Annotated in this window: 22 protein-coding genes; 12 read left to right on the forward strand and 10 right to left on the reverse strand. The window is 62.2% G+C overall.

Features of this window, described 5'->3' with window-relative positions:
• Positions 1–34 precede the first annotated feature (34 nt).
• Positions 35–1,930, reverse strand: a complete 1,896-nt coding sequence (locus HU729_RS03100; RefSeq protein ID WP_186708324.1) for a S8 family serine peptidase — start codon at positions 1,928–1,930, stop codon at positions 35–37.
• Positions 1,931–2,107: 177 nt separating this feature from the next.
• Here HU729_RS03100 and HU729_RS03105 point away from each other — a divergent pair, with 177 nt between their 5' ends.
• Both HU729_RS03105 and HU729_RS03110 read left to right on the forward strand, forming a co-directional pair.
• Positions 2,108–3,133 (forward strand): ABC transporter substrate-binding protein, encoded by a 1,026-nt coding sequence (locus tag HU729_RS03105; protein WP_186665417.1) that lies wholly within the window; start codon positions 2,108–2,110, stop codon positions 3,131–3,133.
• A gap of 149 nt (positions 3,134–3,282) precedes the next feature.
• On the forward strand, positions 3,283–4,368 hold the full coding sequence (locus tag HU729_RS03110; protein WP_186664432.1) for a TerC family protein: 1,086 nt from the start codon (positions 3,283–3,285) through the stop codon (positions 4,366–4,368).
• A gap of 23 nt (positions 4,369–4,391) precedes the next feature.
• Here HU729_RS03110 and HU729_RS03115 read toward each other — a convergent pair whose 3' ends face one another.
• A complete protein-coding gene (locus tag HU729_RS03115) occupies positions 4,392–5,621 on the reverse strand; it encodes an acyl-CoA dehydrogenase (RefSeq protein WP_186664430.1) in 1,230 nt (409 codons plus the stop codon).
• A 141-nt stretch (positions 5,622–5,762) separates the two neighbouring features.
• Between HU729_RS03115 and HU729_RS03120 the strand changes: the two genes are divergently transcribed.
• The 4 genes from HU729_RS03120 (at position 5,763) to HU729_RS03135 (ending at position 9,888) form a co-directional block, all read left to right on the forward strand.
• Entirely contained in the window at positions 5,763–6,701 is a 939-nt protein-coding gene (locus HU729_RS03120) for a LysR family transcriptional regulator (RefSeq protein WP_186708326.1), read from the forward strand.
• A gap of 94 nt (positions 6,702–6,795) precedes the next feature.
• A complete protein-coding gene (locus tag HU729_RS03125) occupies positions 6,796–7,839 on the forward strand; it encodes a hypothetical protein (RefSeq protein ID WP_186664426.1) in 1,044 nt (347 codons plus the stop codon).
• A gap of 156 nt (positions 7,840–7,995) precedes the next feature.
• Complete coding sequence (locus HU729_RS03130) at positions 7,996–9,150, forward strand: aminotransferase class V-fold PLP-dependent enzyme (protein WP_186664424.1); 1,155 nt, start codon at positions 7,996–7,998, stop codon at positions 9,148–9,150.
• Positions 9,151–9,255: 105 nt separating this feature from the next.
• The gene (locus tag HU729_RS03135; protein WP_186664422.1) at positions 9,256–9,888 is read left to right on the forward strand and encodes a LysE family translocator; all 633 of its coding nucleotides are present in this window, start codon (positions 9,256–9,258) and stop codon (positions 9,886–9,888) included.
• A 6-nt stretch (positions 9,889–9,894) separates the two neighbouring features.
• Here the strand turns inward: HU729_RS03135 and HU729_RS03140 are convergent, their stop codons facing one another.
• The 5 genes from HU729_RS03140 to HU729_RS03160 are packed head-to-tail and all read right to left on the reverse strand — an operon-like array spanning position 9,895 to position 16,394.
• Positions 9,895–10,272, reverse strand: a complete 378-nt coding sequence (locus tag HU729_RS03140; RefSeq protein WP_186708328.1) for a response regulator — start codon at positions 10,270–10,272, stop codon at positions 9,895–9,897.
• Positions 10,273–10,316: 44 nt separating this feature from the next.
• Complete coding sequence (locus HU729_RS03145) at positions 10,317–11,543, reverse strand: hybrid sensor histidine kinase/response regulator (protein WP_186664418.1); 1,227 nt, start codon at positions 11,541–11,543, stop codon at positions 10,317–10,319.
• A complete protein-coding gene (locus tag HU729_RS03150) occupies positions 11,537–12,112 on the reverse strand; it encodes a chemotaxis protein CheB (protein ID WP_186664416.1) in 576 nt (191 codons plus the stop codon). Before HU729_RS03150 ends, HU729_RS03145 begins: the two co-directional genes overlap by 7 nt.
• Positions 12,109–12,930, reverse strand: a complete 822-nt coding sequence (locus tag HU729_RS03155; RefSeq protein WP_065862793.1) for a protein-glutamate O-methyltransferase CheR — start codon at positions 12,928–12,930, stop codon at positions 12,109–12,111. The genes HU729_RS03150 and HU729_RS03155 overlap by 4 nt, the downstream gene beginning before the upstream one ends.
• Entirely contained in the window at positions 12,927–16,394 is a 3,468-nt protein-coding gene (locus HU729_RS03160) for a response regulator (protein ID WP_186708330.1), read from the reverse strand. Before HU729_RS03160 ends, HU729_RS03155 begins: the two co-directional genes overlap by 4 nt.
• A 260-nt stretch (positions 16,395–16,654) precedes the next feature.
• Between HU729_RS03160 and HU729_RS03165 the strand changes: the two genes are divergently transcribed.
• A complete protein-coding gene (locus HU729_RS03165) occupies positions 16,655–17,005 on the forward strand; it encodes a response regulator (RefSeq protein ID WP_186664412.1) in 351 nt (116 codons plus the stop codon).
• An 8-nt stretch (positions 17,006–17,013) separates the two neighbouring features.
• Here the strand turns inward: HU729_RS03165 and cobF are convergent, their stop codons facing one another.
• Together cobF and HU729_RS03175 are read right to left on the reverse strand one after the other, a co-directional pair.
• Positions 17,014–17,763 carry a precorrin-6A synthase (deacetylating) gene (gene cobF, locus HU729_RS03170; RefSeq protein ID WP_186664410.1) on the reverse strand — a complete coding sequence of 250 codons (750 nt, stop codon included), beginning with the start codon at positions 17,761–17,763 and terminating at the stop codon, positions 17,014–17,016.
• A 65-nt stretch (positions 17,764–17,828) separates the two neighbouring features.
• Positions 17,829–19,118: an OprD family porin gene (locus HU729_RS03175; protein WP_186708332.1), complete on the reverse strand. Its 1,290-nt coding sequence runs from the start codon at positions 19,116–19,118 to the stop codon at positions 17,829–17,831.
• A 354-nt stretch (positions 19,119–19,472) separates the two neighbouring features.
• Here HU729_RS03175 and HU729_RS03180 point away from each other — a divergent pair, with 354 nt between their 5' ends.
• From HU729_RS03180 to HU729_RS03190, 3 genes are all read left to right on the forward strand, one after another.
• Entirely contained in the window at positions 19,473–19,841 is a 369-nt protein-coding gene (locus HU729_RS03180) for a histone-like nucleoid-structuring protein, MvaT/MvaU family (protein WP_186708335.1), read from the forward strand.
• A gap of 226 nt (positions 19,842–20,067) precedes the next feature.
• The gene (gene gloA, locus HU729_RS03185) at positions 20,068–20,595 is read left to right on the forward strand and encodes a lactoylglutathione lyase (RefSeq protein WP_186708337.1); all 528 of its coding nucleotides are present in this window, start codon (positions 20,068–20,070) and stop codon (positions 20,593–20,595) included.
• A gap of 98 nt (positions 20,596–20,693) precedes the next feature.
• Complete coding sequence (locus HU729_RS03190) at positions 20,694–20,936, forward strand: hypothetical protein (protein ID WP_186664402.1); 243 nt, start codon at positions 20,694–20,696, stop codon at positions 20,934–20,936.
• Positions 20,937–20,977: 41 nt separating this feature from the next.
• Here the strand turns inward: HU729_RS03190 and HU729_RS03195 are convergent, their stop codons facing one another.
• On the reverse strand, positions 20,978–21,799 hold the full coding sequence (locus HU729_RS03195; RefSeq protein ID WP_186664400.1) for a shikimate 5-dehydrogenase: 822 nt from the start codon (positions 21,797–21,799) through the stop codon (positions 20,978–20,980).
• Between the two features lie 161 nt (positions 21,800–21,960).
• Between HU729_RS03195 and HU729_RS03200 the strand changes: the two genes are divergently transcribed.
• Positions 21,961–22,299 carry a hypothetical protein gene (locus tag HU729_RS03200; protein ID WP_054891267.1) on the forward strand — a complete coding sequence of 113 codons (339 nt, stop codon included), beginning with the start codon at positions 21,961–21,963 and terminating at the stop codon, positions 22,297–22,299.
• A gap of 105 nt (positions 22,300–22,404) precedes the next feature.
• The gene (locus tag HU729_RS03205; protein WP_054891266.1) at positions 22,405–22,587 is read left to right on the forward strand and encodes a hypothetical protein; all 183 of its coding nucleotides are present in this window, start codon (positions 22,405–22,407) and stop codon (positions 22,585–22,587) included.
• Positions 22,588–22,717: the final 130 nt, after the last annotated feature.

A 22,717-nucleotide genomic window follows, 5' to 3' on the forward strand; every position in this document is an offset into this window, starting at 1 on the left:
AAAGCCTGCGGCGCAATTGCCGCCGCAGGCGCGCTCAGCCTTCGTTTTTTTGGGGCGAGTAGAACCGGCCGCCATCAAGAATCCTGTCAAGCCGCCTCAACGCGGCGTACACGTTTGGCCGAACGCCCATCGGCGGCTGGGATTCATGGGGGAACATCGCGTCGGTGTAGCCTGTCTGCATCAGCAACATATGCATCTCGTAGGCGTTCAGGTAGAGATGGTGCTGTTCCATGGCGTAGGACTGGATCAGCGTCAGCGCGCCACCTATCATCGCTGTCGCAGACGAGGTGCCGCCATAGATGTTGGTGTAGTCCCTGTCATTGCCGTCCTTGTCCTGCAAGAACCCAGTGGGTGACAAACCAAGTGTCACCACCGAGTCTCCCCAGGCGTTGAGCATGCGATAGGGATAGTTGTAGTTGGATTTTCTGTGGGGATGGCCAGACCATGACTCACACGCCCCTACCACGATGGCACCAATGTCTTTCGTGGCATCGAAGTAACGCCATCGCGACAGGTTCACCCCAGTCCCTGCCACTGCCCCGATATCGCTGTTGTCCTGGTTGAACCCATTACCCGCTGCACATACGACCACAGCCCCACGGTCAACCAATCGTTCGATTACGCTCGACCACATCGCGGAGTGCAACGTCGGCAGGTACGCCTCCGGCCTTTTAGCATCGTGGACCTGACGGACTATGGTGACCACATCGCCGGGCATGACCCGGATCAGCAGTTGATCGAGCGTGCGCCTTCCTGCCTCGGAGTTGTAGAAGAACACTTCCGACTGATGGCTGATGCCTGTAACCCCGGTACCGTTGGCAGAGGCGATTATCACCCCTGCCGATGAGCTGCCGTGATCAGGGCTACCGTTTGGCTCCAGGACAATGACCTTGATAGCGCTGTTGCCGCGCAGCTCTTCATGATTTGGGTAAAGGCCACCATCGACCAGATGCACGCGTGCCCCTCGCCCCTTGACCTCCCTTTCCCAGGCCTTGCGGATGTTAAGACCCTTGATCAACGCATCCGGCTCGTCAAGGTAGCGCTGAAGCGCTTCGAAATCGGGGGTGGGCTGCGACTCGTCATATGCCTTGTTACCGTAGTGAACGGCGACCCCGGTCAGCACCGTCGCCAAGGCACCAGCGAGAAGCAATGGCCCTGCGGCCGACTGTTCGCCCACGGGGGGCAGGTGCACATGCTCCACATAGTCCAGTTGCGCCACATGTTTGCCGAGCACGATGAACGTGTCGTTGTTCATGCTGGCGGGCTGTTCGATCTGCCAATAATCGCGCAATGCCTGCAAGCTTTCGATATCGCGTTGCTCGGGCTCAAGGTACTGGCGCCATTGCAAAAGATGCTCCAGCCCCGGCCAGCGCCGCATCAGCAGGGAGTTCGAATCCGCTTGCATGTCTGCGGCGAAGCGCTCGGCACCACCCTCGGCAAACTTCACCAGCAAAGGGCCGACCGCAGGTTTGAAGTTGATAGGGTCGTGTTGCTGCAGCATGTCGTCGACCAGCTCGAACGACTGCGGCATCTTGCGCGCCGCCGGATCAGACGTGGTGTCGCGCCTGCTGCGGCCCGAGCCAAGAAAGGTACGCGTCGATTCCCCGGGCTGAATGTCGAACTCCAGTGGCGCAAATGTGCGCGTAGCGCCACCCGCCTTTTGAATCCAGGTCACGGTAGGCGTGATGGCGAAACGACCGTAAGGCGCATCGACCTTGAACGTAATGGGGCAGCCATAGTCGGTCAACTCACCACTGGAGGCATGTGAAGGTGCCGTCTCGGTCTGCAGCAAGCTGACGCTATTCCCGTCTTTCCTGTGCAACTGGTAGGTGATGCGCTTGATGTTCTCAAGATCACTTCCGGTACAGCGAACGAGCAGTAGCCCATCGAAGCGGTAGCTGCGGTAATGGACAAATTTCAGGTCAGTCATCACAAGCCCTCGGGGCAAGAAAGTAGAAGTGGGGGCCGGCAAGCAACCATCCGCCGGTGGGACGATGATTGGGCAGGTCAGGGTTTGCTTGCAGAGGGAAGCAGCATCGCGAGCCCGGCCCTACCATGCCCTGGTCTACACTGCCCAGTTGGCAAGCCCACAAACGAAGAGGTCATGATGAAAAAGATTCCCACGCTGCTGGCCGGGCTGCTGCTCGCGCTGGGCCTGGCCAGTACCGACAGCGCGGCACGCGCCGAGTCAGCCAAGCCTATCCAGTTCGGCGCCATCGGCTGGGAAAGCGGCGCCCTGACCACCGAAATCCTGCGCCTGATCGTCGAGAAGGGTTACGGATACCCCACTGACACCCTCCCCGGCAGTACCGTCAGCATGGAAGTGGCACTGGCGAAAAACGACCTGCAAGTGATCGCCGAAGAATGGGCCGGCCGCAGCCCCGCTTGGGTCGACGCCGAGAAAAAAGGCCTGGTGTTCGCCTTGGGCGATACCGTGAAGAACGCCGTGGAAGGCTGGTATGTGCCGGCATACGTGATCAAGGGCGACCCGGCGCGCAACCTGAAGCCGCTGGCGCCAGAACTCAAGAGCGTCGCCGACCTCAAGCGCTACCCGCAGGTATTCAAAGACCCCGAGGCGCCGACCAAAGGCCGCTTCCTCAACAGCCCCAGCGGCTGGACGTCGGAAATCGTCAACACCCAGAAGCTCAAGGCTTACGCACTAGAGGGGCTATACACCAATTTTCGCACCGGCTCCGGCGCCGCCCTCGATGCCGAGGTCAGCTCGGCGATTCGGCGCGGCCAGCCCGTGCTGTTCTATTACTGGAGCCCCACGCCCCTGATGGGCCGCTTCGACCTCGTACGCCTGGAAGAGCCGCCTTACGATGCCCAGGCCTGGGCCACCTTGACCGACCCGGCCAACCCCGCCCCACGCGGCAGCAGTTCGCTGCCCGCCAAACTGTCGATTGGCGTATCGCGGGCTTTCAAGACGCAGTACCCGGACCTGGTGGCCCTGTTCGAAAAAGTCGACTTGCCAATCGACACCCTCAATCAGGCCCTGGCCATCATGAGCGAGAAACGCCAGGACCCGCGGGAGGCGGCCAAGGTATTTCTGCGCGAGCATCCGCAGGTCTGGGAAGCCTGGATGCCGTCCGAAGTGGCGCGCAAAGTCGTCGACGCGCTCGGGAAACCCTAATCAGGCAAAGAAATGTAACACCCCTCCCCTTGGCCCCGGCACTCCATGGACTAGGCTTACACCCATGTGATGCCGGGCCCCTCTGACGGTTTGCGCCGCCATGTCGGAATCACTGTTGCCATGCAACGTCGACAATCAAGGAGGGGCTCATGACAGCTCTGCAGACATTCCTCACAACACCCCTGCTCGGCACCAGCACTTGGTTATGGCTGGTCTTCGTCACCATCGTCATCGCCCTGCTGGTCCTCGACCTGGGCGTGCTGCACCGCCAGGAACGTGAAATCGAAATGCGTGAAAGCCTGCTGCTGTACTCAGGCTATTTCAGCGTGGGCGTGCTGTTCGGGGTATGGGTGTGGTACGAGCTCGGCGCCCAGTCGGCACTGGAGTTCTACACGGGCTTCCTGGTCGAGCAGTCGCTGTCGATGGACAACGTGTTCGTCATGGCGATGATCTTCAGCTTCTTCGCCATCCCTCGCCGTTACCAGCACCGCGTGCTGTTCTGGGGCATCCTCGGCGTGGTAGTCCTGCGTGCGATCATGATTGGCGTGGGCGCTGCGCTGGTACAGAACTTCGCCTGGGTGCTCTACCTGTTCGGTGCGTTCCTGCTGTTCACCGGGGTGAAGATGGCGCTTTCCAGGGAAGACAGCCGTCCGGATCTGGCCAACAACCCGGTGCTGCGCTTCGTGCGCAGGCACATGCGGGTCACTGACCAGATCCATGGCAAGCACTTCTTCGTCCGTCTCACGCCACCCGGCCAGAGCAAGGCGTTGCGTTACGCCACTCCACTGTTTCTCGCCCTGGTGCTGATCGAACTGGCCGACCTGGTGTTTGCCGTCGACAGCGTGCCGGCGATCTTCGCCATCACCCAGGATCCGTTCATCGTCTACACCTCGAACATCTTCGCCATCCTTGGCCTGCGCTCGCTGTACTTCGCCCTGTCAGCGTTGATGCACCGCTTCGTCTACCTCAAGTACGCCCTGGCGATGGTGCTGATCTTCATCGGTTGCAAGATCTTCTACCACGGGTTGGTGGGCAAGGTGCCGGCGCTGCTGTCGCTGGGCGTGACATTCGGGTTGCTGCTGGGCGGCGTGGTGCTGTCGCTGTTCAAGACCCGAGCCAGCGAAAGGCAAGAACCTGCCTTGGCCCAAGAGAGCCCGAGCAAGGCCGAAGCGCCCCCTGGCGACGCCGCGCCAGGATCATCCACGGCCCCTGCCACGAACCACACCGGCCCTTGACGGCACGTACATGCCCAGCGGGCTTACTGCCCGCTGCGCAGCATCTCCTTGGGCACATACTTGCCGATCTCGTACTTGCCGATCGCCGCCCGGTGCACTTCATCGGGCCCGTCGGCCAGGCGCAAGGTACGCTGCATGGCATACATGTAGGCCAGCGGGAAGTCGCCGCTAACACCCGCACCACCATGAATCTGGATCGCCCGGTCGATCACCTTGAGCGCGACATTCGGCGCCACCACCTTGATCTGGGCAATCTCGCTACGCGCCACCTTGTTGCCGGCGGTGTCCATCATGTACGCCGCCTTGAGGGTCAGCAGGCGCGCCATATCGATTTCCATCCGCGAGTCGGCGATCTTGTCGACATTGCCGCCCAGCCGGGCCAGCGGGCGACCGAACGCGGTGCGGCTTACCGCACGCTTGCACATCAGCTCCAGGGCACGTTCAGCCATGCCGATCGACCGCATGCAATGGTGGATACGGCCTGGCCCCAGGCGCCCCTGGGCAATCTCGAAACCACGCCCTTCGCCGAGGATGACGTTGTCGTAAGGCACGCGCACGTTGTCGAACAGCACCTCGGCATGACCATGGGGCGCGTCGTCGTAACCGAACACCGGCAGCGGGCGAACGATCTTCACCCCGGGAGCATCGGTGGGCACCAGCACCATCGAGTGCTGCTGGTGGCGCGGGCCATCGGGGTTCGACAGCCCCATGAAGATCATCACCTTGCAGCGCGGGTCGCAGGCGCCGGAGGTCCACCACTTGCGCCCGTTGATCACCCACTCGTCACCATCACGCACGGCGGTGGCAGCCATGTTGGTGGCATCGGACGAGGCCACGTCAGGTTCGGTCATGGCAAACGCCGAGCGGATTTCGCCGCGCAGCAGTGGTTCCAGCCACTGCTGTTTCTGCGCCTCGCTGCCATAACGCACCAGGACCTCCATGTTGCCGGTATCCGGCGCCGAGCAGTTGAACGGCTCCGGCCCCAGCAGCGAACGGCCCATGATCTCGGCCAACGGTGCGTATTCCAGGTTGGTCAGCCCCGCGCCGTACTCGGACTCGGGCAAGAACAGGTTCCACAGCCCTTCGGCCCGGGCCTTGGCCTTGAGCTCTTCCATGATCGCAGTGGGCTGCCAGCGATCACCTTCGGCAACCTGACGCTCGAACACGGCTTCGGCGGGATAGACATGGGTGTCCATGAACGCGGTGACGCGCTCGCGCAGAGCCTGGACCTTGGGCGTATAGGCGAAATCCATCTGGGCTACCTTTGCGGAATGAAGAACATGCACAGAGCCTAGAGCAGCCCAGGTAAATCCACCTAGTCTATTTTCCGCGTGTATTAACATTCATAACCGATATATGATCGACGAATAACATCAACAACGCGTGGCGCCCCTATGAACCTCAGCAAGGTCGATCTCAACCTGTTCATCGTCTTCGACGCCATCTACACCGAAGCAAACCTGACCCGTGCCGGGCAGATCGTCGGCATCACTCAACCTGCCGTTTCTAACGCCCTGTCGCGCCTGCGCGAAACCTTCAACGACCCACTGTTCGTGCGCACCGCCCAAGGCATGGTGCCGACACCGATGGCGCAGAACATCATCGGGCCGGTGCGTAACGCCTTGGCCCTGCTGCGCACTTCGGTGCAGGAAAGCCGAATCTTCAATCCGCAGCAGGCCAGCAAGACCTTCCGCATCAGCATGACCGACCTCACCGAGGCGGTGGTCCTGCCTCTGCTGTTCCAGCGCTTGCGCCGCCTGGCGCCGGGTGTGGTGATCGAGAGCTTCCTGTGCAAGCGCCGCGAGACCACCAAGGAGCTGGCCGCAGGCCGCCTGGACTTCGCCGTCGATGCTCCGCTGAACACCGACCCCCAGGTGCGCCACGTCAAGCTGATGCAGGATCGCTATGTCTGCGCCCTGCGCCAGGGCCACCCGCTGGGCGAGGCCAAGCTGACGCTCGATAGCTACCTGGGCATGACCCATATCCATATTTCCAGCCGTCGCAACGGCCTGGGCTACGTCGATCTGGCGCTGGGCAAGATGGGCGTGCAGCGCAAGATCGCGCTGCGCTCGCAACACTACCTGATGGCCTCACAGGTGCTGCAGCAGACCGACATGGTGATGACCGTACCCGAGCGCTTCGCACGCCGCCATCAGTTGCGCTACCTGACGCTGCCGGTAGAAGTCCCGCCACTGGAAACGCACTTGTACTGGCATGAAAGCACTGATCAGGACCCGGCCAACCGCTGGATGCGCGAACAGATCATCGAGCTGTGCCAGCAGGTGGTGGCACAGGATGAGCGGGAGATTGCCGCGCAGGCCGCTGTCGACTGAAGCCCAGGCGGCGCAGTCGATGATGGCACACTGGACGAACTGTGCCATCACCTCTAGCATCTGCACCGCCCTCACCCAACGCTCAAGGACGATCATGCTCGCCACCGCAGCACGCTCCATCACTCTGGTTGCCGCCTGCACACTGCTCGGCGCCTGCAGCTTCAACGGCACCTACCAGGACAGCAGCCGCACTGACGCGTCGAAACTGCGCTACGTCGCCAACACCTCCAACTCGACGCTGGATGTCTACCGAGGTCCCCGGTGCGAGGGCAGCACCACCGGCCTGCTCAACAATTTCCTGGCCAGAGACACTCGACGCCGCGCCGACATGCGCGTGCCGCCCACCGCCGACACCCGTGGCTACCTGGAGATCCGCCTGGAGCCCGACCAGCCACTCTATCTATTTGCCAACACCTTGAGCACCGGTGGCGCGCCTTGCTCGATCGGGGTCACCTTCACGCCCGCCGCCGGTTCGGAATACGAAGTGAGCGTCGATCGCAGCGACGGTTACTGCATGCTTCAACTCACCCGCCTGCAACGCATCGACGGCAAGGATGTTCGCATCCCCTACCCACTGAGCGATGAGCCCCTGGCAAGCTGTAGCGGCACCTCCCCGCTGTTCCCGCTACCGCCCACTCCACTGCCCGCCTCCGTGCAACGCAGCGCAATGATCGAAGGCCTTATCAATGACAGCCTGACCTCGTCCGGCGCAGTGATCGACATACTGCAAGCCAGCAACCTGCAGCAACCTCCGGCCGATCGGCAGATCGCCGAACGTCGCCAGGCCTTGGGCAATGCCACGCTGCCCGATGCCTACTGGGACCAGTACCGCGCCAATCTGCAGCATTTCGAGCAAGCCCTTGGCCAGGTCAAGGCCCTCACCCAGGCCAGATTCCGCGACAATAACCGCCAATACCTCAACAGCGTGCAGGATCAGCAGTTGCAGATCTGGGCGGGCCTGGAACCGGGTAATCGCTACAACGGCCGCGAGGTACGCATGCGCGACATGGGCCGTTACTACGTGCGGGTCTACCGCCAGGTCACCGCTGAAGCGAAGCTCGAACACCTGCGGGCCATGGCGCAGCTTGACCGGCAATATGGCGTTTGCGAACGCTTCGAAGGATGCTGGAGGCTTTGATGCAAGGCCGGCCAGAATATTTTTCTCCTGACCGGCCTTGCGACGAAAAATATTTCCATCAACCGCTGAAAAAGGCGAAAACAAGGAAAACTCATTCCCCCGCGGTTCCCCTAGCATGCTGACATTCCTCAGCCTCTGCCCGCACGGACCCGCCTGATGCACAACTTGCCGCTGTACCTCGACTACGCCGCCACCACCCCGGTCGATGACCGGGTCATCGAAAGCATGCTTGACTGCATGGGCCGCCAGGCTCATTTCGGCAATCCTGCGTCCAGCGGTCACGCCTATGGCCAGGCCGCCCGCGAGCTGGTGGAACAGGCCCGCCGCCAGGTCGCCGAGCAGGTCGGCGCGGCGACCGAATCGCTGGTATGGACCTCCGGTGCCACCGAGTCGAACAACCTCGCCCTCAAGGGCATCGCCCAGGGCGCCGGCCAGCCAGGCCACTTGATCACCAGCCAGTTGGAACACAAGGCCGTGCTCGACACTGTCGCCGAACTGGAGCGTCAGGGCTGGGCGGTCACAAGGCTGGTGCCGGATGCACAGGGGCTGATACAGCCAGAGGTCGTCCAGGCCGCCCTGCGTGGCGACACTCGTCTGGTGTCGTTGATGGCGGTCAACAACGAGCTGGGCACCATCACCGACTTCACCCGTATCGGCGAATGCGTCCGCGAACACGGCGCACTGCTGCATGTGGATGCCGCCCAGGCCGTGGGCAAGGTCAACATCGATCTGGCGCGACAAGCCGTCGACCTGATGTCATTTTCCGCACACAAGGTCTACGGCCCCAAGGGCATTGGCGCGCTGTACGTCGGCAGCCGTGCTCGCCCCTGCCTGCATGCGCAGATGCATGGGGGCGGCCACGAAGGCGGGCTGCGCTCCGGCACGCTGCCGGGGCATCAGATCGTCGGCATGGGGAGTGCCTTCGCCCTGGCCGGTTCCCTGGCCGCAAGCGAGCACCAACGGATCCAGGCACTGTCGCAACGCCTGCGTGGCGGCCTGCTGGCCTTGCCGGGTGTGAGCCTCAACGGGTGCGCCGAGCAACGTATCCCGCACACCTTGAACCTGTGCATCGAGGCCAAGGGCTTCAGCAGTGCGGCACTGGCGAGCGAACTGGCCATCTCCACGACCTCGGCGTGCAACTCGGCCAGCAACGCCGCGTCCCACGTGCTGCTGGCCCTGGGGCTGAGCGAGCAGCAGGCACGCAGCAGCGTACGCATCAGCCTGGGGCGCTACAGCACCGAAGCTGATGTGGATAAGGCGCTCGAAGTATTTGGACGGGTCATTGCAGCGGGCGCCGTGGCGCTCTGGTAGCGACGCCTTCTGTCAGGTACGGACAGTGCAGAAATACCCATTGCCATGGCATCCGGCGCCGATTGCTGGCATCTTGACGCTTTCCCCTGCGAAGGACCGCGCTCCATGGCACTGCACCTCTGGCTGACGTTTTCACTGGCCTACCTGATCACCTCGCTCACCCCTGGCCCCAACGTCCTGCTGACCGTACGCAACGCCCTGCGTTACGGCCCGTCCGGCATGGGCATGACGCTGCTGGGCAACCTCAGTGCGCAGTTGCTGCTGATCAGCGGTGTGGCGATGGGTGTCGGTGCGCTGTTGATCTCGCTGCCAGCGGCATTTCTGGCGTTGAAGCTGGTGGGCGCCGGGTATCTGATCTACCTTGGCCTGCGGCAACTGCTGTCACGGGACAAGCCCAAGCTGCCTGCAGGCGAAATCACACCGGTCGCCCCTCGAGCGAAATGGCGGATCGGCGTCGAGGCCTTTCTGGTGTCGGCGAGCAATCCCAAGACCCTGGTGTTCTTCTGCGCCTTCCTGCCGCAATTCCTCGAACCTGGCCGGCCGATCTTCGGCCAGTTCGCGGCAATGTTCATCAGTATCGCGGCCATCGTCGGGCTGGTGCATTCGTTCTACTGCTTCACCGCCTACCGCTTCGGTCAACGCCTGAAGGCGTCGCGCCTGGCAGCCTGGTTCAAACGCGCCACGGGCGCGCTGTTCATCGGGCTGGGTGTGCGGTTGCTCAACACCAAGGCGGTATAAGCCCCATTATCTGAGCAATGCCTGGATCTGTTGATGCAGGGTGTCGAGGTCGAACGGTTTGGCCAGGATCGGCGCCTTGCGCGCGATCGGGCTGCCCGACTCGAGGATCTCTGCGGGATAGCCGCTGATGAAGATCACCTTGAGATCCGGTCGCAGCTTGACCGCGGGTTCGGCGATCTCCACCCCGGAAATCCCGCCTGGCAGGCGAAAGTCCGTGACCATCAGGTCCAGGTGCGGCTTGCTCGCCAGAATCGCGAACGCCTGCTCACCGTCTTCGGCGACCAACACGTGGTAGCCCTCGCCTGCCAGGTAGTCGCGCAGGATCATCCGAATGACCGGTTCGTCCTCGACCACCAGCACCACATCTTGTGCATCTTCGCTCATCACAACGCCTTGAATTTCAAATAGTTGGCCATCTGACCACCAGGTCACACAGAGGTTGCCTGTGCCTGGTCACTTTGTTGATCGGCCGTCGCCAGCGGCAGCAGGATGCTGAAGGTCGCACCTTGCCCCTCTTCGCTCTCGACCTGGATTCGTCCACCGTGGGCCTGCACGATCTGCTCGGAGATATACAATCCCAGCCCCAGCCCACCACTGGCCTGATGCGCCGCAACCCGCTCGAACTGCTGGAAGATCCGCTGCTGGTTGGCGGTACTGATGCCAATGCCGTGATCCTGAACCTGCACACAGGCCATGCCGCTTTGCTCGAACACCCGCACCTGGACCGGGCGTCGCTCACCATAGCGCAAGGCATTGGACAGCAGGTTGGCCAGCACCTGCTCGATACGGAACTCGTCCCACTCCCCCTGCAGCACCTCGCAGCGTTGCAGTTCGATGTGGGTATCCAGCGCCGTTGCCTGGGCCGCGAAGTTCTCCACCAGGCCGCGCGCCAACTGCGACAGATCGAACGGCCGCGGGCGGATCGACAGCTTGCCGGTGCGGATGCGCGACACATCGAGCATGTCCTCGATCAGTCGGATCAAGCTGTTGATCTGCCGTTCGTCGCGCTCGACCATCGCCTTCAGGTGGGTTTCGCTGAACGCCGCGAGGTTGCCACGCGACAAATGCATCTTGCGCAGTTGGGTCTCCAGGATCAGGCCATTGAGCGGCGTGCGTACCTCGTGGGAGACGATCGACATGAAGTCATCGCGCATGCGCACCGCACGCTCCAGTTCGCTGCGCGCCACCTGCAACTGGGCCAGCAGTTGCTCCTGCTCCTGCCGGCTGCGCTCGAGCGCTTCCAACTGACGACCGAGCACCTGGCGCTGACGATAAAGGTCGACGAACACCGACACCTTGCTCTTGACCGCCTGGGTGTCCAACGGCTTGTGCAGGAAGTCCACCGCGCCGCTCTCGTAGCCCTTGAAGGCGTAGTTCATCTCGCGGCCAGCAGCGCTGACGAAGACGATCGGAATGTTCTTGGTCTTCTCCATGCCGCGCATCAGCTCGGCCAGCTCGAAGCCATTCATGCCCGGCATCTGCACATCGAGGATGGCCAGGGCGAACTCGTGCTCGAGCAGCAGCGACAAGGCCTGCTCGGCCGACTGGGCGCGGTGCACCTCACGGTCCTCACCCTGGATCAGGGCATCGAGGGCCAGCAGGTTTTCCGGCAGATCGTCGACGATCAGCAGTTTGGCGATGATGTGGCTTAGCATGCGCTGGGTTCCAGGGTGGCGAGCAACTGTCCGATACCGCTCAGAGAAAGAATATGGTCGGGGCAATGCAGGGCCAGTGCGGCCTCGGGCATCAGCGCAACCTGTGCGTCGCGGGGGTCCTGGACCACGGTCCGGCCTCCGCACTTCTTGATGTAGGCTAGGCCCTCGGCGCCATCTTCGTTGGCACCGGTGAGCAGGACGCCGAGCAGCCCTTCGCAATAGGCATCGGCAGCCGAGGCGAAGAGGAAGTCGATCGCCGGGCGTGAAAAGTGTACCGGTGCCTCCTGGCTCAGCGACAAACTCAGGTCGCGCTCCACCGACAAGTGATAACCGGGCGCTGCAACATAGATCTGCCCGGCCTCTATCCGTTCCTTGTCACGAGCCTCGCGCACCGGGCGATTCACCCGGCGCTGCAGCACTTCGGCCAGTTGGCTGTGGCGATCATCCGGCAGGTGCAGCACACACAGCACCGGCTGGGCAAAACCTTGAGGCAAGGCGCCAAGCACTTCGAACAAGGCCGCGACGCCGCCGGCCGAGGCGCCGATGACCACTGCGCGCACGCCGTTCATGTCTTGCGGTAGATCCGCTCGGGCCTTACCAAAGGCTCGAAGCGGTCACTATAGGCCGAGAAATCCACCGACTCCTTGCTGCCCAGGAACAGGAAGCCGCGATGGCACAGCGACTCGTGGAACAACCCCAGGGCGCGGTCCTGCAAGTCCTTGTTGAAATAGATCAGCACATTGCGGCATGACACCAACTGGGTTTCGGAAAACACACTGTCGGTGGCCAGGCTATGGTCGGCGAAGGTCACGTTGTCGCGCAGGCTGCTGTCCATGATCGCGTTGCCGTAGGCGGCGGTGTAGTACTCGGAAAAGTCGCGCCGCCCTCCGGCCTTGCGGTAGTTCTCCTCGTACTCACGCAGGCTCTGCATCGAATAGATGCCCTGCTTGGCCTTCTCCAGAGAACTTGGGTTGATGTCGGTAGCGTAGATGATGGTGCGCTCCAGCAACCCTTCCTCACGTAGCAGGATGGCCATGGAGTACACCTCCTCCCCCGTGCTGCAACCGGCGATCCAGATCTTCAGTGATGGCCAGGTGCGCAGCAGCGGCACCACCTCCTCGCGCAGGGCGAGGAAGTGGCCTGGGTCGCGGAACATCTCGCTGACCGGGATCGTCAGGTATTGCAGCAACTGCATGAACATGCCTGGGTCGTGCAGTACTCGCTCCTGCAGCGCAGTCACGGTACGGCAGTCGAACTGACGCAGGGCATGGAGGATCCGGCGCTTGATCGAAGCGCCTGAGTAATCACGGAAGTCGTAGCTGTACTTGAGGTAGATCGCCTCGATCAGCAGCCGGATCTCGATATCGGTGTTGCGTTCGCTAGTCAAATTCGCTCCAGTTGCGGCAGCCAGACGCGGATCAGGGAGAACAGGCGGTCCAGGTCGATCGGCTTGGCCAGGTAATCGTTGGCGCCCGCCTGCAGGCAACGCTGCTGGTCATCCTTCATGGCCTTGGCCGTCACGGCGATGATCGGCAGCTTGCGCCAGCGTGCCTGCTGGCGGATCAGGCGGGTCGCTTCATAGCCGTCCATTTCCGGCATCATCACGTCCATCAGCACCAGGTCGATATCCTCGTGCTGTTCGAGGCGCTCCAGCGCTTCGCGGCCGTTGCGCCCGATCTCGACGATGGCGCCCTTGTGCTCCAGGGCACTGGTCAGGGCGAAGATGTTACGCACATCGTCGTCCACCAGCAGGATCTTGCGCCCCTCGAACACCTTGTCGCGGCTGCGCGCCGTCTTCAGCATGCGTTGGCGCTCGTGGGACAGTTGCGATTCGACCTTGTGCAGGAACAGCGTCACCTCGTCCAGCAGGCGCTCCGGCGAACGCGCGCCCTTGATGATGATCGAGCGCGAGTACTTGAGCAGGTCGGCCTCTTCCTCGCGGGTCAGGTTACGCCCGGTATAGACGATCACTGGCGGGAAGCTGCGGATGTCTTCGGCGGTCATGCGCTTGAGCAACTCGTTGCCGAGCATGTCGGGCAGCTTGAGGTCGATGATCATGCAGTCATAGATGTTCTCGCGCAGCAGTTCCAGGGCCTCCTGGGCCAGGGCCACCGCGGTGATCTCGATGTCGTCGTCACCAATCAGCCGGGCGATGCTCTCGCGCTGCAGGTCGTCGTCCTCCACCAGCAGGATGTGCTTGAGCTTCTGGGTCAGCTTGGCTTCCAGGCGACCGAACACCTCCTTGAGCTCCTCGCGGCTGGCCGGCTTGACCGCGTAGCCTACCGCGCCCATGTGCATGGCGGCCTCGACGCGGTCTTCCACCGAGATGATGTGCACGGGGATGTGCCGGGTGTTGGCCTGTTCCTTGAGGCGCTGCAGCACGGTAAGCCCGGAATGGTCAGGCAGACGCATGTCCAGCAGCACGGCATCAGGCACGTACTGTGCCGCCAGGGCGAAACCTTCATCGGCGCCATGGGCGACCAGGCAGTTATAGTCCAGTTCGTGGGCCAGGTCGTAGAGGATCCGGGCGAAGTTCGGCTCATCCTCGATCACCAGGATGCAGCGATTGGCGAACGGCGCCTGCTCGCGGTCGTCGGCAAATGCCGGAATCGGTAGCGGTTGCTGCGGTGCAGCCAGCGCGCGTGGTGCCGGCGGCAACTGATCGAGGGTCGGGCGCAGGCTATGGACCTCTTCCTGGTTATCGACCGATTCGTAGCGTTCGGGAATGATCAGGCTGAACACGCTGCCCTGACCGGGACTGCTGTCGACACTGATCTGGCCACCGAGCAAGTGCGCCAGGTCGCGTGAGATCGACAGGCCCAAACCGGTGCCGCCATAGCGGCGGTTGCTGGTGCCGTCGACCTGATGGAAGGCACCGAAGATTGCCTGTTGCTGGTCGGCGGCGATACCGATACCGCTGTCACGCACGGCAAAGACGATGCCGATGCCGACCTGATGACTGATGTTCAGGCTCACCTGGCCACGCTCGGTGAACTTGATGGCGTTGGACAGCAGGTTCTTGAGTATCTGCTCCAGACGCTGTCGGTCGGTAAACAGGGTCGCCGGCACCTGCGACTCCAGCTTCACCTCGAAACTCAGGCCCTTGTCATCGGCCAGCGGCTGGAACATGCCGCGCAGTCCTTCGACCAGGCGCACCACCTGGGTGGTCTCCGGACGTACTTCGAGCTTGCCAGCCTCGACCTTGGCGATATCGAGGATATCGTTGATCAGGTTGAGCAGGTCGTTACCGGCCGAATAGATCGATTCAGCGAACTTGACCTGTTCCTGGCTGAGGTTGCCCTCACCGTTCTCGGCCAGCAACTTGGCCAGGATCAGCGAACTGTTGAGCGGCGTGCGCAGCTCATGGGACATATTGGCGAGGAATTCGGACTTGTACTTGCTGGAACGCTGCAAGTCCTCGGCACGTGCCTGCAGTTCCATTTGCGCAGCATTGAGCTCGCTGTTCTTGCGGTCCAGGGCCACGGTGCGCTCGGCCAGTTGCTCGTTGGTCTGCTCGAGCTCGGCCTGCTGGGTCTCCAGGTGGGCCTGGGACTCCTTGAGCACCCGCGACTGCTCTTCGAGCTCCTCGTTGGCAGTCTTGAGCTCCTCTTGCTGGACCTGCAGTTCTTCATTCAACTGCTGGGTCTCGGCAAGCACTTCCTGCAGGCGCTGGCGATAGCGCGCGCTCTCCAGGGAGATGCCGAGGTTGTCGGCGATCCGTTCCAGCAACTCGACATCCCGTTCCTGCAACGGTCGCAGGAAGCCCAGCTCGAGTACGCCATTGACCTGGTTGTTGTCGCTGGCCGGCGCCAGCATAGCGCTGCGCGGCAGCCCGCTGCCCAGGCCGGAGCTCAACCGGTAGTAATCCTGCGGCAGGTCATCCAGGCGCAGCACGCGACGCTCGCGCACCACCTGGGCCAGCAGGCCATCGTGCTCGGCCATCACCTGTTCGCGCCCTTGCTGTTCGGCGTCGAGCCCGTAGCTGGCCACGCGCACCAGGCGGCCATGGGAATCGCGGATGTAGAGTGCACCGACCACACTGCCCAGGTAGCCGGCAAAAAAGCGCAGGATATTGTCGCCCAGCATGGTCAGCGTCAGTTGCCCTAGGACCTCCTGCGACAACTGGGTCTGTCCGTTGCGTAACCAGGCCTGGTGTTCAAGACGCTCGGCCGAACGCTGCTGGGCCTGCAGGTTGCTGACGTAGCTTTCCGACAGCGCCAACAGGTCACGCCGCCCCAGGTAGGCCAGCAGCGCACTGAGGCCGACGATGAACAGCACGAATGCGCTGATCGCGGTGACGGTGACCGTGCTGACCGTCTCGTTGCGCGCCATGCGCAGCTGCTGCTCGGTGGCAACGAAGTCGTCGAATTCCTTGCGGATTTCGTCGGTGATGCGCTTGCCGCGACCACTGCCGATCACGCCGCGAAAATCGCCCTGGTCGCGGCGCGCCTTGATCAGTTCGCTACCGAACTCGTTCCAGGCACGCTGAAGCGCCACCAGGCGGTCGATACGTTCGACCTGCGGTGGGTTGTCCAGGACCATGCCACGCAGGCTGTCCAAACTGCTGAAGATTCTCGGCTTGGCCACCTCGTAGGGGTCGAGGAAGCGCTCGTCGCCGGTGATCAGGAAGCCGCGCATGCCGGTTTCCATATCGATCGACAGCTTGACCGTTTCGTTGGCATTGCCGATCACCCGATCGGTGTGCTCGACCCATTGCATGGCCGAGAGCAAATAGTTGATCACCGCGACAAAGGCGACGGCGCCCAGCAGGCCGACACCCAACGGGAGGCCGACGTTACGGCTCAGCAGCTTGCGAAAGCTGCGTTGATCCATGGAGGCTGCTTGAATCATCTGATAACGCCCGAGCGAAATAAGTCCATTGAACAGTGTGTGGCCACTACATTCAGTCATTGTTGTATGCCGCTGCCACCCTCGCACCTGGTACGAGTCTAACCAGCTTTGCCTGATCTGGCAGGGCATTTAGCCAGTATTTGAAGGTATCCGCGGCCAATCGTTCCATCCAATTGCAGGGGCCGCTATCCTGAAGGAACTTCTGCCCGTGCGGCAGGCACAGAGTAAAGACATTTCCCTTACGCGACAGGATTCAAACCATGCACCTTCTGGTAGTCGAAGACGACGACATCGTTCGTATGCTGATGGTCGAAGTGCTCGACGAGTTGGGCTACACCACCATCGAGGCGCAGGACGCCACCGAAGCCTTGAAGATTCTTGAAGATACCGCGCAGCCCCTGGCGCTGCTGATGACCGATGTCGGCCTCCCCGACATGCGCGGCGACGAGCTGGCGGCCAAAGCTCGGGAAATCCGGCCCCTGCTGCCGGTGCTGTTCGCCAGCGGCTACGCCGAGAACGTCAGTGTGTCCGAGGGCATGCATCTGATCGGCAAGCCATTCAGCATCGACCAACTGCGTGACAAGGTCGTGGGGATCCTCGGGGTGCCCTGACCTCGGCCTCACCCTTCCCGGCGCAACAGGTAGGTATCCATGATCCAGCCCTTGCGCCGCCGCGCGTCCTCGCGCACTTGCACGATATGTGTCTTGACCTCCGCCAGCTTGCCCGCCACCAGAATCTCGTCTGCCGTTCCCAGATAAGCCCCCCAGTAGATCGTCAGGCCCGGGTCATCCAGCGCGGTGAACGCGCACTGTCCGTCGAGCATCACCACCACGTTGTCGATCACCGCCTGCTCGGCCAGGCGCCGCCCCGGCAGTACGGTCAGCGGCTCACCAATGCGGTTCAGCGCGATCCGGTGCCGCGCGGCCAAGGCCTGGACACTGCTGATCCCGGGGATGACTTCAAGCTGCAGCGCCACCCCGCGTTCGCGCACCCGGTCAAGAATGCGCAAGGTGCTGTCATACAGGCCCGGCTCGCCCCACAGCAGAAAGGCACCGACATCGTCTTCACCCAGTTCATCCTCGAACATCCGGGCATACAGGGCTGCGCGCGCACGGTGCCAGTCTTGCACCGCGCCGACATAGTCCTGGGCCTGCCCATCCCGGCGCGGATCCTCCACCTGCACCAGGCGATACTTACCCTCGGGAACATAGCGCTCAAGAATGAGTTTGCGCAGCCGCAACAGCTCATCCTTGTCGCCGCCCTTGTCGAGCACGAAGAACACCGTTGCACGGCGCAACGCATCGACGGCCTCGAAAGTGACCTGACGGGGGTCGCCCGGGCCTATACCGATCAACAGAAGTTGCTTCATGGCACTGCCTCGCTGCCCTTGCCGCCGATCATTGTTCATCGCCCGGCGGCATTTGGCAAAGTGCCTCAGAACACCGAGAAGTTGTAACTGACGATGACCCGGGTCTCGTCCATGTCGCGCGCCCATCGTTCATAGTTGCTGCGATACGTGGAGTTACGCAGACGCACGCTGAGGTCTTTGAAGGTGCCGCCCTGGACTTGGTACTTGAGTTCGCTGTCACGCTCCCATTCCTTGCCTTGGGCGCTGCTGCCGGGCACCTGGATATGGTCACCGTTGATATAGCGAGTGAAGAAGCTCAAACCGGGAATACCCAGTGCCTTGAAATCATAGTCATAGCGTAATTGCCAGGAGCGCTCACCGGCCGCAGCGAAATCGTTGACCTGGGCATAGTTGACCAGATACGGGTTGCTGCCATCCAGGTAAGGCATGGCACTGTCGCCATACATGCGTTGCCAGCCGGCACTGACCTTGTGCCCGCCCAGGCTGTAGCCGAGCATGCCGCTGAACGCGCGGTGTTCGATCTCGCCGGCACGGGCGTTGCCGGTATCGTCGCTCTTGATCAAGCGCACATCCGCCGAAACCGCGCCCACCGCCAAGGGCTGCGTGGCGACCAACCCGAGGAAATGCTGGCGATAGATGTTCTCCAGCTTCGACACCTGGTACTGGGCGCTGAGGCGATCATTGACGCGGTAGTCGACGCCCGCCAGATCGAAGTGGTCGGCCTCAATATCGCAGGCGTAACGCTTGTTCTTGCAGTGCACGCGAATATCCTGGCGGTCGCTGGAGTCTCGTGCGGTGTACTTGTCCAGGCGGGCCACGGTGAACTTCAGGTCGCGCACTTCTTCGGAGGTCAGCATCGCACCATGGAACAGGGTGGGCAGCAGGCGACCATCGTTGTACTTGAGCAGCGGCATGTCCGGCATCATCGCACCATAGCGCAGCACCGTCCTGGACACCTTCACCTTTGCCGCCACACCCAGCTTGGCGTACTGATCGGCAGAATGGCGTGGGTCGTGCCCGCTGGAGGGTAGCAGCCCACTGTTGCTGTCGGCGGGGCTGGAATCGAGTTTTAAACCGAGCATGCCCAGCGCATCGACACCGAACCCGACCGTGCCGTCGGTATAGCCCGAACGGGCATCGAGGATAAAGCCCTGCGCCCATTCCTCGCGCTTGGAAGCCCCCTGGCTGGAACTGCTGTGGCCGTCACGAAAGTCCCGATTGAAATAGACATTGCGCGCCTCGAGCTTGGCGTGACTGTCTTCGAAAAAACCACCGGCCTGTGCACCGGCTGCCGCGCACAACAAGGACAGGCCGGCAACACTGCGGCCAGGGGCGAGAGGAAAGGGAGAGAACATGCAGGGGAACATCCAGAAAAGACGAGAAACATGCTGATGCACTATCGGGCACCTGTGCCACGACGTACTCGACATTAAATGAAGACTACGGGCCATTTTCCCTCGGGTGCTCTACCTCGGGCCATTGGACCATGGTATGAGCGTTGTCGCAGACACCCGGAAAACACACTGAGTTTGCGGTGCGCGGTGCGCTGAAAGTTCCTTACTTGCCGCTAAAAGTTTGAGGTTTACCGAACACCGGGCCACGTCTACACTCTTGTTCAGCGAACAGTTTCACCCATCCGCGTGGCCGGCGTTTATTACTGTTGCATGTTCGTCACGCCATGCCACGGCTGACTGACAGGAGTGATGAAAGTGTCCAGACTTGCAGAGTTTCGTGCGGCCGAAAAAGCACTTCAGGAGCAAATCGCGCAACTGGAGACAATGAAAAAGGACGCCAGCCTTAAACGCGAGATCGAGTTCGAGCAGAAATTGCTCGGGCTGATGAAAAGCTACGACAAGGGCTTGCGCGACATTGTCGCGATCCTCGACCCCAAGGGCCAGAAAGCCAGCGCGAGAACCTCGGCCAGCCCTGCCAAGCAACAACGCCGCCCGCGCGTGGTGAAGGTCTACGAGAACCCGCACACCGGCGAGCTGATCGAGACCAAGGGTGGCAACCACCGTGGCTTGAAAGCGTGGAAGCAACAGTACGGCGCGGCCACGGTGGAATCCTGGGTACGCTGATGAAACATCCACGCCTGCTTCACAGTTTTTTCACATCGCCTGGGTGAGTATCGAACCAGCTAAAGGACTAGCGACCCCATCACGCGCCCGCACATGCGGGCCTCTAATTCCAGCGCCCTGCCTCGTGCAGGGCGCTTTCATTTGCGCAATCGCTTCACTGCCGTATCATGGCCGTCCTGTTTTCACCGTCGGCGCTGTCTGCGCCGGCCTTGTCTCTGGAGCCCCCATGAGCCTGAACGATCTGCAAACCCTGCCTGGCGTCACTGCCCAACCAGACACCGCCACCGCCCAATTCGTCTTCAACCACACCATGCTGCGGGTCAAGGATATCGAGAAGTCGCTGGACTTCTACACCCGCGTCCTGGGCTTTCGCATGGTAGACAAGCGCGATTTCCCCGAGGCGGCCTTCAGCCTGTACTTCCTGGCCCTGGTCGACCCGGCACAGATTCCTGCCGATGACGCCGCACGCCACCAGTGGATGAAATCGATTCCGGGTGTGCTGGAGCTGACCCACAACCACGGCACCGAGCACGATGCCGAGTTCGCCTACCACAACGGCAACACCGATCCGCGCGGCTTTGGCCACATCTGCATCTCGGTGCCGGACGTACGCGTGGCCTGTGCACGCTTCGAAGCGCTGGGCGTGCCTTTCCAGAAGCGCCTGCAGGATGGCCGCATGAACCACCTGGCGTTCGTCAAGGACCCGGATGGCTACTGGGTCGAAGTCATCCAGCCGACCGAACTGAAGGGCTGACCGACGCAGGTTACGCTCGTCGGGGCCGGGAACTTCCGGCCCCTCGCTGTGGTACATAGAGGTGAGCGCTTCCAAACCAGCACAGCGAGGTAAGGACGATGCAAACCCTTCACTGTGAGTACCGCAAGCACATCATCACCGCCAGTGTGATGCCCCATCCCGACTCTCCCCTGCCCTATGCCGCCGGCTGCCTGATCACCGATCCCGAAGGCCATACCAGCAGGCGCCTGTCGATGCCGATGAAGTTCTTCTCGGACCTGGAAAACGCCCAGCACGTTTCTCTCGCGCACGGCCGTGCCTTGGTGGACGAGCGACTGGACAACGGGCAAAAGGTTTTCTGAGGTACTCAAGCCATCACGGGGATCCCCGTGATGGCACCCGTTCAGGCGTCGCGCGCGTAAGCGACCGCTTTCTCCACCTGCGCCAACGTCGGCCTGATGCCGGTGTACAGCACGAACTGCTCCAGCGCCTGCAGCGCGATCACATCGAGTCCGGTGATCACCGGCTTGCCCAGCTCCTTGGCGAGAAGAATCAGCGGGGTCATGGCCGGCATGGCCACCACGTCGAACACCCGTTGCGCAGCCTCGACCGCCTCACGAGAGAAGGCAAGCTCCTGCGCCTGCGGGCCGCCAGCCATGCCGATGGGGGTAACGTTGACCAGCATCGGTGGGCACAGGTCGCCCAGCTCGCGCTGCCAGCGATACCCACAGGTGTCCGCCAACTGCCGCCCGGCCTGCTCGTTGCGGGCAATGATGAGACCCTCGCTGAAACCTGCGTCGCGCAGTGCACTGGCCACCGCCTTGGCCATGCCGCCGCTACCGCGCAGGGCAAAGGCCGTGGCCGGATCGACCTCGTGCGACTCCAGCAGTTGGCGCACCGCCAGGTAATCTGTGTTGTAGGCCTTCAGGTGACCGTCGGTGTTGACCAGCGTATTCACTGACTCGATAGCCGCCGCGGAGGGATCGATCTCGTCCACGAGGGCCATGCACGCCTCTTTGTAGGGCATGGATACACCACAGCCGCGGATACCCAAGGCGCGGATGCCATTCACTGCCGCAGGCAGGTCCTGGGTGGTCATGGCCTTGTAGTAGTAGTCCAAACCCAGCTGCTGGTAGAGGTGGTTGTGGAAACGCACACCGAAAGTGCCCGGGCGTCCGGCCAGGGAAATGCACAGTGTCGTGTCCCTGCTGGGTGCAATCGCCATATCTGCTCCTGTCGCTGATGACTGAATCGTTTCTGTGAGCGTACCAGACCTGACCGTCAGTCGCCCCTTACACAACCTTTACCTTGCGCCTGTGCTCTCTTTACCGATTTCGCGGTCTTATTGATAAGCCCCAAGTGTGGGGTCATCGCGAGGATTCATTCATGAACCGTCTCATCCCCGGAATCGCCCTGCTGGTCGGCGCACTGGCCGTCAGCGGGCAGGCAGCCGCCCATGGCGGCGGTTGGGGCCCAGGCCCTGTACTCGGTGCAGCCGTGGTCGGGGCCGTGGTCGGGGCAGCAGTATCCGGCGGCCATGACCGTACCGTCTATGTCGAACGCCAGCCGGCCTATTATCCGCCGCCTCCGGTCTATGTGCAGGCGCCCCCGCCGCCGGTGTATTACCAGCCCTATGTCGTCGAGCGCTATGTACCCGCGCCACCGCCGGTGTATCGCCGCTACTACGGCCCGCCGCCGGTGTACTACGGCCCGCCGCGCTGGTGACCAGCCCTTGTCGTTGAAAAAAGTAATGACCACTATCGAGCAAGTTGATTTCAAACAGCGTCGGCTGCTGCGTAAGGTAGGGCCATGTTTCACAGGAGGTCCAACATGGCCACTATCCACATCATGTCCGTCGTCGGCAGTGCTGTCCCTGCTCCCTTGCGCGCTCAAGGCCTGCTGGCCTGCTGGTACCTGATGCGCAACGGCGAGCCCGTCAGCGGCCCTCTGGATTCCCGTGCCAAGGCCCAGGCCATGGCCGAACAGTTGCAGGCCGGCACCCTTACCGCCTGACCACCGTTTTTGTTGACCGTTTCATGTGTTGTGCGTTGCTCCTTACGCTTCTTTCTGCCCGCCTTTGGCGGGCTTTTTTTCGCCTATGCGAAAGCGCGGGGAGCATTTGTCGCAACAGGCGGGAAAAACC

It is taken from the genome of Pseudomonas sp. RW10S2 (genome assembly GCF_014268985.1).
In the GTDB taxonomy this organism is placed as follows: Bacteria; Pseudomonadota; Gammaproteobacteria; order Pseudomonadales; family Pseudomonadaceae; genus Aquipseudomonas; species Aquipseudomonas wayambapalatensis.

What these genes read in the sequence shown, in the direction of transcription:
- HU729_RS03100 (WP_186708324.1), bottom strand. Translation starts at nt 1,930, where the DNA reads ATGACTGACCTGAAATTTGTCCATTACCGCAGCTACCGCTTCGATGGG.
- HU729_RS03105 (WP_186665417.1), top strand. Translation starts at nt 2,108, where the DNA reads ATGAAAAAGATTCCCACGCTGCTGGCCGGGCTGCTGCTCGCGCTGGGC.
- HU729_RS03110 (WP_186664432.1), top strand. Translation starts at nt 3,283, where the DNA reads ATGACAGCTCTGCAGACATTCCTCACAACACCCCTGCTCGGCACCAGC.
- HU729_RS03115 (WP_186664430.1), bottom strand. Translation starts at nt 5,621, where the DNA reads ATGGATTTCGCCTATACGCCCAAGGTCCAGGCTCTGCGCGAGCGCGTC.
- HU729_RS03120 (WP_186708326.1), top strand. Translation starts at nt 5,763, where the DNA reads ATGAACCTCAGCAAGGTCGATCTCAACCTGTTCATCGTCTTCGACGCC.
- HU729_RS03125 (WP_186664426.1), top strand. Translation starts at nt 6,796, where the DNA reads ATGCTCGCCACCGCAGCACGCTCCATCACTCTGGTTGCCGCCTGCACA.
- HU729_RS03130 (WP_186664424.1), top strand. Translation starts at nt 7,996, where the DNA reads ATGCACAACTTGCCGCTGTACCTCGACTACGCCGCCACCACCCCGGTC.
- HU729_RS03135 (WP_186664422.1), top strand. Translation starts at nt 9,256, where the DNA reads ATGGCACTGCACCTCTGGCTGACGTTTTCACTGGCCTACCTGATCACC.
- HU729_RS03140 (WP_186708328.1), bottom strand. Translation starts at nt 10,272, where the DNA reads ATGAGCGAAGATGCACAAGATGTGGTGCTGGTGGTCGAGGACGAACCG.
- HU729_RS03145 (WP_186664418.1), bottom strand. Translation starts at nt 11,543, where the DNA reads ATGCTAAGCCACATCATCGCCAAACTGCTGATCGTCGACGATCTGCCG.
- HU729_RS03150 (WP_186664416.1), bottom strand. Translation starts at nt 12,112, where the DNA reads ATGAACGGCGTGCGCGCAGTGGTCATCGGCGCCTCGGCCGGCGGCGTC.
- HU729_RS03160 (WP_186708330.1), bottom strand. Translation starts at nt 16,394, where the DNA reads ATGATTCAAGCAGCCTCCATGGATCAACGCAGCTTTCGCAAGCTGCTG.
- HU729_RS03165 (WP_186664412.1), top strand. Translation starts at nt 16,655, where the DNA reads ATGCACCTTCTGGTAGTCGAAGACGACGACATCGTTCGTATGCTGATG.
- cobF (WP_186664410.1), bottom strand. Translation starts at nt 17,763, where the DNA reads ATGAAGCAACTTCTGTTGATCGGTATAGGCCCGGGCGACCCCCGTCAG.
- HU729_RS03175 (WP_186708332.1), bottom strand. Translation starts at nt 19,118, where the DNA reads ATGTTCTCTCCCTTTCCTCTCGCCCCTGGCCGCAGTGTTGCCGGCCTG.
- gloA (WP_186708337.1), top strand. Translation starts at nt 20,068, where the DNA reads ATGAGCCTGAACGATCTGCAAACCCTGCCTGGCGTCACTGCCCAACCA.
- HU729_RS03190 (WP_186664402.1), top strand. Translation starts at nt 20,694, where the DNA reads ATGCAAACCCTTCACTGTGAGTACCGCAAGCACATCATCACCGCCAGT.
- HU729_RS03195 (WP_186664400.1), bottom strand. Translation starts at nt 21,799, where the DNA reads ATGGCGATTGCACCCAGCAGGGACACGACACTGTGCATTTCCCTGGCC.
- HU729_RS03200 (WP_054891267.1), top strand. Translation starts at nt 21,961, where the DNA reads ATGAACCGTCTCATCCCCGGAATCGCCCTGCTGGTCGGCGCACTGGCC.
- HU729_RS03205 (WP_054891266.1), top strand. Translation starts at nt 22,405, where the DNA reads ATGGCCACTATCCACATCATGTCCGTCGTCGGCAGTGCTGTCCCTGCT.